This window comes from Rhodococcus sp. NPDC054953 (assembly GCF_053609225.1).
Window position 1 is genome coordinate 53,457 of the sequence record NZ_JBSGXD010000008.1, and the last position, 12,938, is coordinate 66,394.

15 protein-coding genes are annotated in these 12,938 nt (G+C 70.8%); 10 read left to right on the plus strand and 5 right to left on the minus strand.

The features are described 5' to 3' along the window. Positions 1 to 188: 188 nt before the first annotated feature. The 3 genes from ACWF62_RS07990 to ACWF62_RS08000 are packed head-to-tail and all read left to right on the plus strand — an operon-like array spanning position 189 to position 4,206. Complete coding sequence (locus ACWF62_RS07990; RefSeq protein ID WP_378569887.1) at positions 189 to 1,133, plus strand: TauD/TfdA dioxygenase family protein; 945 nt, start codon at positions 189 to 191, stop codon at positions 1,131 to 1,133. Then, a complete protein-coding gene (locus tag ACWF62_RS07995) occupies positions 1,133 to 3,442 on the plus strand; it encodes an arylsulfatase (protein ID WP_378569886.1) in 2,310 nt (769 codons plus the stop codon). The genes ACWF62_RS07990 and ACWF62_RS07995 overlap by 1 nt, the downstream gene beginning before the upstream one ends. Positions 3,443 to 3,462: 20 nt before the next feature. Further along, positions 3,463 to 4,206, plus strand: coding sequence for an SDR family oxidoreductase (locus tag ACWF62_RS08000; RefSeq protein ID WP_378506171.1), 744 nt, complete (start codon positions 3,463 to 3,465; stop codon positions 4,204 to 4,206). A gap of 6 nt (positions 4,207 to 4,212) precedes the next feature. Here the strand turns inward: ACWF62_RS08000 and ACWF62_RS08005 are convergent, their stop codons facing one another. Next, positions 4,213 to 5,430 carry a L,D-transpeptidase gene (locus ACWF62_RS08005; protein WP_378506170.1) on the minus strand — a complete coding sequence of 406 codons (1,218 nt, stop codon included), beginning with the start codon at positions 5,428 to 5,430 and terminating at the stop codon, positions 4,213 to 4,215. Between the two features lie 47 nt (positions 5,431 to 5,477). Then, positions 5,478 to 6,590 carry a UDP-N-acetylmuramate dehydrogenase gene (locus ACWF62_RS08010; protein ID WP_378506169.1) on the minus strand — a complete coding sequence of 371 codons (1,113 nt, stop codon included), beginning with the start codon at positions 6,588 to 6,590 and terminating at the stop codon, positions 5,478 to 5,480. Between ACWF62_RS08010 and ACWF62_RS08015 the strand changes: the two genes are divergently transcribed. The 4 genes from ACWF62_RS08015 to ACWF62_RS08030 are packed head-to-tail and all read left to right on the plus strand — an operon-like array spanning position 6,589 to position 8,976. Further along, the gene (locus tag ACWF62_RS08015; RefSeq protein ID WP_378506168.1) at positions 6,589 to 7,092 is read left to right on the plus strand and encodes a DUF2505 domain-containing protein; all 504 of its coding nucleotides are present in this window, start codon (positions 6,589 to 6,591) and stop codon (positions 7,090 to 7,092) included. The two genes, ACWF62_RS08010 and ACWF62_RS08015, sit on opposite strands and share 2 nt — an antisense overlap. Positions 7,093 to 7,119: 27 nt before the next feature. Then, positions 7,120 to 7,623, plus strand: coding sequence for a DUF2505 domain-containing protein (locus ACWF62_RS08020; protein WP_378506167.1), 504 nt, complete (start codon positions 7,120 to 7,122; stop codon positions 7,621 to 7,623). Between the two features lie 54 nt (positions 7,624 to 7,677). Further along, on the plus strand, positions 7,678 to 8,178 hold the full coding sequence (locus tag ACWF62_RS08025; RefSeq protein WP_378506166.1) for a DUF2505 domain-containing protein: 501 nt from the start codon (positions 7,678 to 7,680) through the stop codon (positions 8,176 to 8,178). A 12-nt stretch (positions 8,179 to 8,190) separates the two neighbouring features. After that, positions 8,191 to 8,976, plus strand: coding sequence for a class I SAM-dependent methyltransferase (locus tag ACWF62_RS08030; RefSeq protein WP_378506165.1), 786 nt, complete (start codon positions 8,191 to 8,193; stop codon positions 8,974 to 8,976). A 15-nt stretch (positions 8,977 to 8,991) separates the two neighbouring features. On the opposite strand, the gene ACWF62_RS08035 is transcribed toward ACWF62_RS08030, so the two are convergent. Continuing rightward, positions 8,992 to 9,585, minus strand: coding sequence for a type IV toxin-antitoxin system AbiEi family antitoxin domain-containing protein (locus tag ACWF62_RS08035; protein ID WP_378506164.1), 594 nt, complete (start codon positions 9,583 to 9,585; stop codon positions 8,992 to 8,994). 120 nt (positions 9,586 to 9,705) lie between these two features. Between ACWF62_RS08035 and ACWF62_RS08040 the strand changes: the two genes are divergently transcribed. Beyond that, positions 9,706 to 10,485 (plus strand): LmeA family phospholipid-binding protein, encoded by a 780-nt coding sequence (locus ACWF62_RS08040; protein WP_378506163.1) that lies wholly within the window; start codon positions 9,706 to 9,708, stop codon positions 10,483 to 10,485. Here the strand turns inward: ACWF62_RS08040 and deoC are convergent, their stop codons facing one another. Both deoC and ACWF62_RS08050 read right to left on the minus strand, forming a co-directional pair. Further along, a complete protein-coding gene (gene deoC, locus ACWF62_RS08045; protein WP_378569925.1) occupies positions 10,486 to 11,112 on the minus strand; it encodes a deoxyribose-phosphate aldolase in 627 nt (208 codons plus the stop codon). Between the two features lie 83 nt (positions 11,113 to 11,195). Beyond that, a complete protein-coding gene (locus tag ACWF62_RS08050; RefSeq protein WP_378506162.1) occupies positions 11,196 to 11,783 on the minus strand; it encodes a TetR/AcrR family transcriptional regulator in 588 nt (195 codons plus the stop codon). Between the two features lie 97 nt (positions 11,784 to 11,880). On the opposite strand from ACWF62_RS08050, the gene ACWF62_RS08055 reads away from it, so the two are divergent. Together ACWF62_RS08055 and ACWF62_RS08060 are read left to right on the plus strand one after the other, a co-directional pair. Further along, complete coding sequence (locus ACWF62_RS08055) at positions 11,881 to 12,321, plus strand: VOC family protein (protein ID WP_452629807.1); 441 nt, start codon at positions 11,881 to 11,883, stop codon at positions 12,319 to 12,321. 59 nt (positions 12,322 to 12,380) lie between these two features. Continuing rightward, positions 12,381 to 12,905, plus strand: coding sequence for a GNAT family N-acetyltransferase (locus tag ACWF62_RS08060; RefSeq protein ID WP_378506160.1), 525 nt, complete (start codon positions 12,381 to 12,383; stop codon positions 12,903 to 12,905). Positions 12,906 to 12,938: the final 33 nt, after the last annotated feature.

Here is a 12,938-nt window from a genome sequence, read left to right on the forward strand (position 1 = left end):
GGGTACGGCTGCCGGAAGTCATGGGCGAGAACGTAACACCCACCGAATTCTCCTGCAAGCGAGGGGAAATACCCGTGTCGGCCCGCGGTTGGGATCACGGTGACCGGAACCCTTGGCCGCGGCCACCCGCCCCGGTTCCATGGGAACCACGAACCGCCCTTCCGCTCAGCGACGACGAAAGGTCCCTCATGTCCCTCGATTTCGCTTCCCGCCCGGCCAGGCCCGCCACCCCGTCCGTCACCCGACTCGGCGCCCGCATCGGTGCCCGCATCGACGGCATCACCCTCGGCGGCGACCTCGATCCGACCACGATCGACCTGATCCGCACCGCCCTGCTCGAGCACAAGGTGATCTTCTTCCGCGGCCAACAGCATCTCGACGAGAACGGCCAGTACGAGTTCGCTCGGCTGCTCGGCGAGCCGACCACCGCGCACCCGACCGTCACCTCCCGAGGAGAGCGCATCCTGCCGATCGACTCCGAATACGGCCGCGCCAACAGCTGGCACACCGACGTCACGTTCGTCGATCGGATCCCCAAGGCGTCGATCCTGCGTGCCGAGGTGCTGCCGCCGTACGGCGGCTCAACGACCTGGGCATCAACCACCGCCTCCTACGAGGCCCTCCCCGACCCGCTCAAGGCGCTGGTCGAGCATCTGTGGGCGACCCACACCAACGTCTACGACTACGCCGCGAGCACCGCAGAGGACGTGAACGCGACCACCTCCGACTACCTCGACGAGTTCCAGTCCACCTACTACGAGGCCCGGCACCCGGTGGTCCGGGTGCACCCCGAGACCGGCGAACGCTCCCTCCTCCTCGGCCACTTCGTCAAGAGCTTCGTCGGCCTCGGCACCACCGAGTCGCAGGCGCTGTTCCAGCTGCTGCAGGCGCGGATCACCAAGCTGGAGAACACCACCCGGTGGAATTGGGAGGCAGGCGACGTCGCGATCTGGGACAACCGGGCCACCCAGCACTACGCGATCGACGACTACGACGGCCAGCGTCGGCGCCTCACCCGGATCACCCTCGCGGGCGATGTCCCGGTCGACGTGCACGGCGAGCGCAGCCGGATCGTCTCCGGCGACGCCTCGCACTACTCGCCCATCGACGCCCCGGTGCGGGCCGCGGGCTGATGACCGTCCCCCCGCACGCCCGAGGCTACGAGGGCTTCACCGGCCGGATCGGCCGCACCGTCGACGACTCGACCCCCGCATGGCCGGATGCACCGGCGGCAGCGTCGGGGTCCCCGAACATCGTCGTCGTGCTGGTCGACGACATGGGGTTCAGCGACATCGGCCCGTTCGGCTCCGAGATCGACACCCCCCACCTCGACCGGCTCGCCGCCTCGGGTGTGCGGCTGACGAACTACCACACCACCCCGCTGTGCTCGCCGTCCCGGGCGGCGCTGCTGACCGGCCTGAACCCGCACCGCGCCGGCTACGGCTTCGTCGCGAACGCGGACCCCGGATTCCCCGGGCTGCGACTGGAGCTGTCCGACGACACCCAGACCCTGCCGGAGATCCTCCGGGCCGGCGGGTACGCGACCTACGCGGTCGGCAAGTGGCACCTGGTCCGGGACGCAAACCTCCGCCCCGGCGCGACCCGGGACTCGTGGCCAACGCAGCGCGGGTTCGACCGCTACTACGGTTCGCTGGAGGGACTCAACTCGTTCTTCCACCCGAACCAGCTGGTGTCGGACAATTCGGCCGTCGACATCGAGGAGTACCCGGAGGGCTACTACCTGACCGACGACCTCACCGACAAGGCGGTGTCGTACCTCAGGGACCTGCGCGCCCATGACGCGGACAAGCCGTTCTTCCTGTACTTCGCCCACGTCGCGATGCACGGACCGTTGCAGGCCAAGGACTCCGATATCGCCAAGTTTCGGGGCCGGTACGCGCGGGGCTGGGACGCGGTGCGGCAGAGCCGCTTCGCCTCGCAACTCGCGCAGGGCCTGTTCCCGGCGGGGACCGAGCAGGTTCCCCGGAACGTCGAGCCCGGATTCGATGTGCCCGAATGGGATTCCCTCGACGCCAACCGGCGGGCCCGGTTTGCCCGGTACATGGAGGTGTACGCGGCGATGGTCGACTCGGTCGACCAATCCGTCGGGCGGATCCTGGACACCATCGAGGACTTCGGCGAGCTCGACAACACCATCGTCGTGTTCACCTCCGACAACGGCGGCACCGCCGAGGGCGGCACGGAGGGGACGCGCAGCTACTTCGCCGAGTTCGCGCGCGTCCCCGACCCGGAGTGGGCGGGCGACGTCCCCCACGACGAGGCGCTGATCGGGTCGGCGCGGCTGGGCGTGCACTATCCGCGGGGGTGGGGGCAGGCGTCGAACACCCCGTTCCGGTTCTACAAGGGGCAGTCGTTCGCGGGCGGGGTCCGGGTGCCGTTCGTGCTGTCCTGGCCGGCGGGTCTGCGGAAGGGGCACGGGGACAACGGCGTCCGGGACCAGTTCGTGTACGTCACCGACCTCACCCCCACCCTGCTCTCGCTCGCGGGTGTCGGCGTCCCCGGCCACCGGAAGGGGGTGCAGGTCAAGGCGTTCGACGGTGTCGACGCATCGGCGATGCTGCACGACCGGGCAGCGTCGAGCACCCACACCGAGCAGTACACCGAGATGGTCGGGAACCGTGGGTTCTACCGTGATGGCTGGAAGCTGCTGGCCCTGCGGCCGGATGGCGACGTCGACGCCCCGCGGTGGCAGCTGTTCGACGTGCGGGCCGACCCCACCGAGATCCACGACGTCGCGGACCGGTATCCGGAGACGGTGGCCGAGCTGGCCGCCGCGTGGGACGAGTCGGCATGGGCGAACACGGTCTTCCCGCTGCTCACCCCGGCGGGGTTGGCCACCCGCCGTCCTGCCGAGCTGACGCTGGCCCGTCCGGTTCGCATCGTGCCGGGGACACCGACCCTGGAGCGGTACCGGTCGTCTCAGTTGATCGCCTTCCGGGACTTCGATATTCGGGTGGATCTGGCGGCGTACGCAGCCGGCGACGAGGGCGTGCTGGTCGCCCACGGCGACGTGCAGGGCGGGTACCTGCTCTATGTCGAGGACGGTCACCTGGTGTTCGGCGTCAACAGTTACGGTCGCTACGCCTGCGTCGACGCCGGGCCGTTGCCGCCGGGCACCCGGCGGATCGAGGTGTCCGCCGTGGTGGCCCGACGGCTGCGGTGGGACTTCACGATCCGCGTCGACGGCGAGGACGTCGCTCGTCTGCTCGGGCAGGTCCAGCTCGTCGGGATGGCGCCGTGGACCGGCATCTCGGTCGGTGTCGACGCCCGCGGGCCGGTGTCGTGGGAACTGCGAGAACGCCGAGGACCGTTCCGGTACACCGGGAAGCTGACCGCGGTGACGTACTCCCCCGGACCGGTCGGCGTCCCACCCGCCGCGGTGCGGGAGATCGAACGCGAGGCCGAGTACGCGGCCGACTAGAGGCGCCTACGCTGAGGGCCATGACCATTTCGCCGCAGGATCAAGTCGCCGTCGTCACCGGAGCGAGCTCCGGTATCGGGGAGGCCACCGCCCGCACGCTGGCGGCGCAGGGCTTCCACGTGGTGGTCGGGGCCCGTCGCGTTGACCGGCTCGAACGGCTCGCCGAGGACATCGGCGGCACCGCACTCGAACTGGATGTCACCGACGACGACTCGGTGGACGCGTTTGCCGCGGTCGTGCCGCGGGTGGACGTGCTCGTCAACAATGCGGGCGGCGCGAAGGGCCTTGCCGCGGTGACCGACGCCGACCTCGACGACTGGCGCTGGATGTGGGAGACGAACGTCCTCGGCACCCTGCGGATGACGAAGGCGCTGCTGCCGAAGCTGATCGCGTCGGGCGACGGCCTGATCGTCACGATCACCTCGGTTGCCGCGTTCGAGGCGTACGACAACGGGTCCGGCTACACGTCGGCGAAGCATGCGCAGGCGGTCCTGCACCGGACCCTGCGCGGCGAACTGCTCGGTCAGCCGGTGCGGCTGACCGAGATCGCGCCCGGCGCCGTCGAAACCGAGTTCTCCCTGGTGCGGTTCGACGGCGACGAGGAGCGGGCCGCGAAGGTGTACGAGGGCATCACGCCCCTGGTGGCCGCGGACGTCGCCGAGGTGGTCGGGTTCGTCGCGTCCCGGCCCTCGCACGTGAACCTGGACCAGATCATCATGAAGCCGCGGGACCAGGCCGCCCCCGGCCGGTTCGCCAGGAAGTAGCGCGGGTCAGCCTGCCGGCGCCGCGACCGGGGTCGCGGCGGCGGGCAGCGCGGACATCGACTGCCAGGTCGGCCAGTCGATCGCCCAGTCGTAGATGTCGCCGTCGGCGGCCGACAGGTCGATGCGGGTGCCGGTCACCTCGACGGGGTCGCCGTACCGCGCGGTCCCGAAGTACTCGGCCGCGTCGGACATCGACAGGTTGATGCAGCCGTTGGTGACGTTCGCTGCGCCCTGCACCCCGGTGGTCAGCGGGTTCGCGTGGATGAATTCGCCGTTGTTCGAGATCCGCACCGCCCAGCGTTCGCGGACGTTCTCGTAGTACGGCGGGTTCGACATCAGGAAGTCCTCGTACTTCTCGGTGACCACGTGGATTCCGCTGCGGGTGACGTTCCGGTCCTCGTTGCCCTCGCCGTAGCTGACCGGGATGTCCATGATGGTCTCGCCCTCGCGGACGACCTGCATGCGGTGGCTGGTGGCGTCCGCCTTGACGATCTGGCCGCGGCCGATCGTGAAGTCGAGGGTGAAGTCGGATTCGCCGTACGCGCCGTCGCCGTAGTCGACGCCGTACAGGTTCCCGGCGACGTGCACGGCGGTGCCGGGCGTCCAGTACTCGCGGGGGCGCCAGTGCACCCGCGAGCCGCCGTCGTCGGGAAGCCACGCCCACGATCCGATGGTGGGCGGGGTGGTGGTGATCGTCAGCGCCTTCTCGACGGCGGCCTTGTCGGCGACCGGGGCGTCGAACTTGAGGATGACCGGGGCGGCGATGCCGACCTCCTGCCCGTCCGCGATGTAGGTGGTCAGGGAGGTCACCGAGCGCGGGGCGACGGTCGTGAACGCGCCGCGTACGGGCGCCGAGTCGCCGTCGGTGCCGACGGCGGTGCCGGACCAGGTGTAGGTGGCGTCGTAGCCGAGGGGTTCGGTGACCGTGTAGGTCCGCTGGTCCGCCGACAGCGCACCCTGCACGATCTTGCCGGACGGGCTGGTCAGCGCGACCCCCTGCAGGGTGCCGTCGGTGACGCTCAGGGTCACCGGTGCGGTCGGGCTCACCCCGTCCGCGCCGTCGGCCGGCGTCTGGGTGACGACGGCGGCCGGGTCCTTCGCGGGCTGCGCCGAGGGGTCGACGGCACCCGAGGCGCACCCGGCGATCAGCGCGACCACCGCCGTCAGCAGTGCGAGCACCGTCAACCGGCGTGTCCGTTTCGTCCGAATACCCTGTTCAGCCACGCAATCCACGGTACCGACGATCACCGCCGGTACCGGTGCCTACCTGGTCACACCGTGAACCCGACCGTGACCGGCTCCGGTTCCAGGCGTACCCCGAAGGCGTCCTCTACCCCGGCGCGGACGTCCCGCGCCAACCCGAGCAGATCCGTCGCGGACGCCGTGCCGCGGTTCGTCAGCGCGAGGGTGTGCTTCGTCGACAGCCGGGCCGGCGCGTCCGGGCCCGGGTACCCCTTCCCGAATCCGGCCCGCTCGATCAGCCAGCCCGCCGACAGTTTCGTGCCACCGGCGCCGGGGTAGCGGGGCACCGCGACGTCGCCGAGGCGGGAGCGGATCGCGGCAAGGACGCCGGGCAGGTGATCGTCGGCCACGACCGGATTGGTGAAGAAGGAACCGGCGCTCCAGGTGTCGTTGTCGCCGTCGTCAAGGACCATGCCCTTGCCGGACCGCAGCCGCAGGACCGCCTCGCGCACCGTCGCAACCGGCCGCCGTTCGCCCTCCTCCGCCCCGAGCGAGGTCGCCAGTTCCCGGTACCGCAGCGGCGCGCTGAGACCGTCGGCGGCGGCGTCGAACTCGACCGCCAAGACGACCGCGGCGTCGGTGTGCTTGAGAATGCTGGTGCGGTATCCGAGTCCCAGGTCGGCGGGCTCGACCCAGCGCACCTCCCCTGACGTGCGGTCGAGAAGTCGGACCCGACGCAGCAGGGAGCCGACCTCGACGCCGTACGCGCCGACGTTCTGCACCGGGGTCGCGCCCGCGGAGCCGGGGATCCCGGACAGGCACTCGAGCCCGCCGAGACCCGCGGCGACCGCTGCCGCGACCACGTCGTCCCAGCCTGCCCCCGCCTCCGCGGCCACCACCCGGGCATCGAGCCGGATCCCGTCGTTCGCGACGCGGACGACGACGGCGTCGACGCCGGCATCGGAGACAAGGAGGTTCGAGCCCCCGCCGAGGATCAGCACCGGGACCCCGGCCGTGTCCAGCGCCCGCACCACCCCGGCGACGGCCTCGGCGGTGCGGCAGGTGAGCATCGCGCGGGCGGGGCCGCCGACCCGCAACGTCGTCAGCCGCGACATCGGCACGTTCACATCCAGTTCGGCGCCGAACTCGGCCGCCACGTCCTCCGCTACCCGCACGACTGCACACGGTAGCGTGCCCGGCATGGCCCGCCGCATTCCGCATTCGTCCAGTTATCCCCAGCCGGTGGCGCGGGTCCACGCCGCCCTGACCAGCGAGGGGTACTGGCGGGACCGGATCGCCGAGGCGGGCGGGGAGCATGCGCGGGTGGATCGTGTCGACGTCGGCGAGGCCACGATCGCCGTCGAGATGACGCAGACGATTCCCGCCGAACAGCTGCCGTCGATCGTGACGAAGATCCGTCCGGGCGACCTCGAGATCAGCCGCACCGAGGACTGGGGGCCGCTCGCCGGTGACCGCGCGACCGGCACGTTCACGGCGCGGGTCGCGGGGCTGCCCGGCGAGCTGACCGGCACCCTGACGCTGGACGGCGACGCCACCGGGGCGACGGTGACCCTGGATGGCCGGGTGCAGGTGTCGCTGCCGCTAATCGGCGGCAAAGTCGAGGCGGTGATTGCGGACCGGATCGAGGAACTGCTCCGGCACGAGGACGAGTTCACGGCCGCCTGGCTGAGTGGAAACAAGTAGTTCGAAGGGCATGTAATCTGCCCGACTATGTCACGCCGAATCGAACTGACCCTGACCTACAACGCGCCCGCAGCGGCCGTCCACCACGCACTGACCAGCCGCGACTTCTGGCTTCCCCGCGTCGAGAAGAACGCCGAGAACGGCGTCACCCTGGACCACCTCAAGGACGGCCCGGGCACGGTCGACTGCCAGATCAGCCAGGTCCTCGACAAGGACTCGCTGCCGTCGCTGGTGTCCAAGGCCGTCAAGGGTGACCTGGTCCTGACCCGCGGCGAGGCCTGGGGCCCGTTCGAGAACGGCCAGGCCAACGGCAAGTTCACCGTCACCACCACCGGGCTGCCGATCACCGCCTCCGGCACCGCCGTCCTCACCGACGCAGGCGCGCAGTCGACGATGACCCTCGAGGGTGACGTCGAGGTCGCGATCAAGCTGATCGGTGGCGCTGTCGAGGGCATGGTCGCCGACCAGGTCGTCGAGATCCTCGGCCGCGACCAGGCCGCCGTCGAGGAATGGGTCGCCGCGAACGCCTGATCCCGCCATCGGACCGGTGTGGTCGATGCGTGCCGAGCCGGTAACCTGCCGGTCATGGCTCGCCGCATCGACTACTCCGCCCGGTACACCCACTCGCCAGAGAAGGTGTACGCCGCGCTGGCCGACCGGGACTACTGGGAGGCGCGGATGATCGAACTGCGGAAGTTCTCGGACAACGACGTGGAGTCCTTCGAGGTCACCGACTCCGGCGTCGACCTGGTCTTCCATCACGTGATTCCCCGCAGCTCCCTGCCCGACATCGCGCAGACGGTGATGAAGAAGGACATGATCATCACCCGCAAGGAGCACTACAGCGCGTTCGGGGACCCGGTCACCGGCACCTACGAGGCATCCATCCCGGCGGGACCGGGCAGCCTGTCCGGCACGATGTCGCTGTTCGGCACCGACACCGGGTCGACCCTGCGGACGTCGTCGGAGGCGAAAGTGTTCATCCCGTTCGTCGGCGGCAAGCTCGAGCAGCTGATGCTGGTCAACCTCGTCGACCTGTTCCGGACCGAGGCCCAGGTCACCGCCGACTGGCTCGCCAAGCAGTAGCCGCGGCCCACCATGAACCGCGCCGCCAAACCGGACGGCGTCATCACCCGCGGCACCACCGGCATCAACCGGTTACGGCGCAGCGACCGCTGGCTGATGCACCGCCCCCGCATCGCGGACCTGCTCCGGTCCGCCCCCGACCCGCTGGTCGTCGACCTCGGGTACGGCGCCCGTCCCGACACCACCTTCGAGCTTGCCGCCCGGCTGCGGACCGTCCGGCCGGACCTGCGAGTGGTCGGCCTGGAGATCGATCCGGCGCGGGTGGTGCCCGGCCGGGACGGGGTCAGCTTCGCCCGCGGCGGCTTCGAACTCGCGGGCCTGCGGCCGGTGCTGGTTCGGGCGTTCAACGTGCTCCGGCAGTACCCGGAGGACGCCGTCGCCGGTGCGTGGACGCGGATCCGGTCGTCGCTGGCCCCCGGCGGGCTGCTCGTCGACGGCACCTGCGACGAACTGGGGCGACGCTGCGCGTGGGTGCTAGTTGCCGAGGACGGCCCGGTGTCGCTGACGTTGGCGTGGGATCCGTTCGACGTCACCCGACCCGGTGACGTGGCGGAGCGGCTACCGAAGGCGTTGATTCACCGCAATGTCCCCGGCGAGGGGGTGCACGAGCTGCTGCGCGCCGCCGATCGCGCGTGGGCGGCGGCGGCCCCGAACGCCCCGTTCGGGCCACGGGTCCGGTGGCGCGCCACCCTGGACATGCTGCGCGCGGAGGGCATACCGGTGGAGGTTCCGCGCAGGCGCCTGCGGGACAACGTGCTCACGGTGCCGTGGTCGGTCGTCGCGCCGTCGGGCAGCTGACCCGCTTGCCCGCGGTCACGCCCACGCCGACAGCGCCCGCCGCACCCGCTGACGCACCCGGGTGGTCCCCACGTCGGAGCCTGCCTCCAGTTCGTCGCGGTCGAGTCGGCCGATCGCGAGGGCGTCGCCGACCACCTCGTCGAGCACCCACTGCGACACCCCGCCGTCCGCGAGGTCGAGCACCGTCCGCAGCGGTGTCGTGATCCGGAAGGCGCCGGTGTGCTCGGTGTCGCCGAGGGCCAGCTCGCTGTGGTGCACCGCGACCCGTTCCAGACGCGGATGCCCGTCGTCGGCCGCGGTCACGTGCAGGAAGCTGGGATGCAGATGGCCGAGCCCGTGCAGCTCGGCGGCGCTCTGGTGGGAGACGACGGCGCCGTCGAGCCGGACGCAGCACCGCGCGACGTCGTCGAGGTCACCGGACCGCCACGGCATCAGCCGGAACACTCCCGGGTCGGGTTGCGACCACACCCCGGCGACCACCGCGTCGGCCATCTCCTCCGCCGAATACCCGCAGGCCCTGGCCTGCGCCGGGGTGAAGTAGCCGTCCTGCGCGCCTGCCCGCTCCCGCAGGATGCCGTCGCGTTCATCCCTTACCGGGGTCTCGTCCATAGTCGACAGACTACGGCCATATTGTGGTGTGCGTCACATCGACGCGCGTGGGTGATTCCACACGAAATCGTCCCGTGTGTTCTCAGAACGGACTCAGGAATCTACGGAAGAATCCGTGCAATGGCTTCCACGACGCAGGCCCCCACCGCGAGCACGCGGACCAAGCGCACCCGGGCGCTGACGATCGCGCTGGTCGTCATCGTCGCTCTCGTCGCCGTCCTGATCGGCGGGGAGTTGTACCTCAGGAACAACGTCAAGCAGTGCCTGGCATCGCAGTTCGAGAGCCAGCTCGGCTCCCAGGTGGATCTCGGGCTCAGTCCCAAGCCGGTGCTGCTGCAGGCGATCGACAAGAAGGTCCCGTACGTCACGATCGCCAGCGACGACTCCAGCTTCGGCCCGGCGAAGGACATGCACGTCGAGGCCAGGGTCAACGACCTCGACCTGACCACCTCCGCCACCTCCGGCGGCACGGTCGGCAGTTCAACCGCGGACATCGACTGGTCCACCGAGGGCATCGCCGCCACCATTCAGGGCGAGTCGTTCGGTTCGCTCGTCAGCGCCGTCACCTCGGACGCGGCCGCGGGCACCCTGCAGTTCCAGGTTCTCGGCAACCTCGCGCAGCTGACCGTCCGGCCGACGGTGTCCGGCGGCGTCGTCCAGGTGGAGACCGTCGGCGCGGAGATCCTCGGCCTCGGACTGCCGACCGACCTGGTCAGCGGCATCGTCGACATGCTGACCAGCAGCCTGCAGTCCTTCCCGCTGGGGATGACCGCGCAGTCCCTCACCGTCACCGACAGCGGCCTGCAGTTGTCGCTCGCGGGTGGCGCGTACACGATGCCCGCGCCGCAGCCCGGCGCGCAGACCCAGGCGGTGCCGGATAGCTGCTCGATCCTGATGTGACTAGGGCGGGAACCCGTCCAGCACGGCACGGGTCCCCGACAGGCCGAGCCGGGTTGCGCCGGCCTCGATCATCGCGCGGGCGGCGTCCGCGGTCCGGATGCCGCCGCTGGCCTTGACCCCGAGCCGGTCACTGACCGTCGCCGCCATCAGGCGCACGGCGTCGACGGTCGCGCCGCCCGCCGGATGGAAGCCGGTGGACGTCTTGACGAAGTCGGCGCCCGCCCGCTCCGCGGCCAGGCAGCATTCGACGATCGCCGCGTCGGGCAGTGCCGCGGTCTCGAGGATGACCTTGAGAATCGTGACATCGGCGATGCCCTCGCGGACGGTGAGGATGTCGGCGAGCACCGCGTTGTAGTCGCCGGCGACGGCGGCGCCGATGTCGATGACCATGTCCACCTCGTCGGCCCCCTGCTCGACCGCGAGCCGGGCCTCCGCTCCCTTGACGAGGGAGTGATGCTTCCCGGACGGGAACCCGACGACCACCGCCACCTTCGGGCCGTCGGCACGCACCGGCAGCATCGAGGGTGACACGCACACCGCGTACGCGCCGAGCTCGCCCGCCTCCGCCACCAGGGACGCGACGTCGACTGCGGTGGCCTCCGGCTTGAGCAGGGTGTGGTCAACCATCGCGGCGACCCGGGCGCGGGTGAGGTTCTCGGTCACCGGACGAGCTTCGCATGCGGCGCGCCGGGATCGGGGCAGCCCCGTCGTCAGGGTCGCAGCGCGTCGAGCATGCGCCGCAGCAGCGGCCACGCCTGCTCGATTCCCTCGGTGGCGCTGCCGAGGGACGCCGCCCACAACGCCGCCTCGTTCATCGCACCGGACAGCAACGCCTGGCAGGCCTGCACGTTCCCGACCTCGATCAGGCCCGCGGCCTCGAGGTCGGCGAGCACCCCGGCAAGCAGCCGACCGGAGTGGCGCAGGTCCTGCTCGCGCCAGTCGTTCCAGCCGAGCACCGCGGGCGCGTCGACGAGCAGGATCCGCCGGACGTCGTCGCGAACCGAGGCCTCGAGGAACGCGCGGCACCCCGTCCCCAGCGCCTCCCACGGGTCGGTCATCCCGTCGGTTGCCTCCGTGATCGCGGCCGCGACCTGCGCCTGGGCGTCGGAATGGACGGCGAGGAAGACTCCCCGCTTGCTGCCGAAATGGTGGTAGACCGCACCGCGGGTGACGCCCGCGCCCGCGGCGATCTCGTCGAGTCCGACGTCGGCGACCCCGCGCCGACCGAACTGGCCGCGGGCCGCGTCGAGGATCGCCGCGGCCGTCGCCTCACTCTGCTGCCTGCTGGCGCGCGCCATGCCGTCACCCCTTTCCTGCTTGCCCAGTTTACATACAGCGTGTATGTATGGATTTATACATACACACTGTATGTAAACCTCCGAGAGGAACCCCGCCATGTCCGTGACCAGCGTGTACCCCGTCCTGATGACCTGCGACGTCGAGTCCACCGCCCGGTTCTACCGGGAGCACTTCGGCTTCCTCCCGGCGTTCGAGGCCGACTGGTACGTCAGCCTGATCCGCGACGGCCACGAACTCGCCGTCCTCGACGCCGATCACGAGACGGTTCCCGCCGCGCTGCGCGGCACCTGCACCAGCGGCCTGATCCTCAACATCGAGGTCGACGACGTCGACGACGTGCATCGCCGACTGGTGACGAACGGCGACCTCGAGGCGGTGCTGCCGCTCCGCTCGGAGGCCTTCGGGCAGCGGCACTTCATCGTCGCCGGCCCCGGCGGGGTGTTGATCGACGTGATCACGCCGATCGCGCCGGACGCCTCGTTCGCCGCCGGGTTCACCGACGCGGCCACCGACGCGGCCACCGACGCCCTGTCCTGAGGGCCAGCCGCGCCCGAAATTCCGTTGCGGCCCGCGCCTCGAGAGGCCAGACTCGACCGGTGCTGATCCGCCGTGAACGAGCAACCGATATCGACGCCATCGCCGCCGTGCACCGCTCGGCGTTCGCCAACGAAACCCCGCCGGGCGCCACCGAACCGGTCGAGGTCGCCCTGGTGGCCGCGCTGCGGGCGTCGGATGCCTGGATTCCCGCCCTGTCGCTGGTGGCCGAGGGCGCCGACGGACGCGTGGTCGGGCACGTCTGCCTGACCCGCGGCACCGTCGGCGAACGCCCGGCGCTCGCGCTCGGGCCGATCGGGGTCGCGGCGGACACGCAGGGTGGCGGTGTCGGATCAGCGCTGATGCACGCCGGACTCGGCGGCGCCGACGCACTCGGTGAGCCCCTCGTCGCACTGCTCGGCCACCTCGACTACTATCCGCGATTCGGTTTCGTGCCTGCCGCCGACCTGTCGATCGATCCCGGGGTTCCGGACTGGGTGAGCCACTTCCAGGTGCGGGCCCTCGACGCGTGGACGCCCGAGCTGCGCGGCGAGTTCCGTTATCCGCGAGCGTTCTACGCTCTCTGACGGTTCTGCCCGCGAGGGCCGAGGACTACCGTG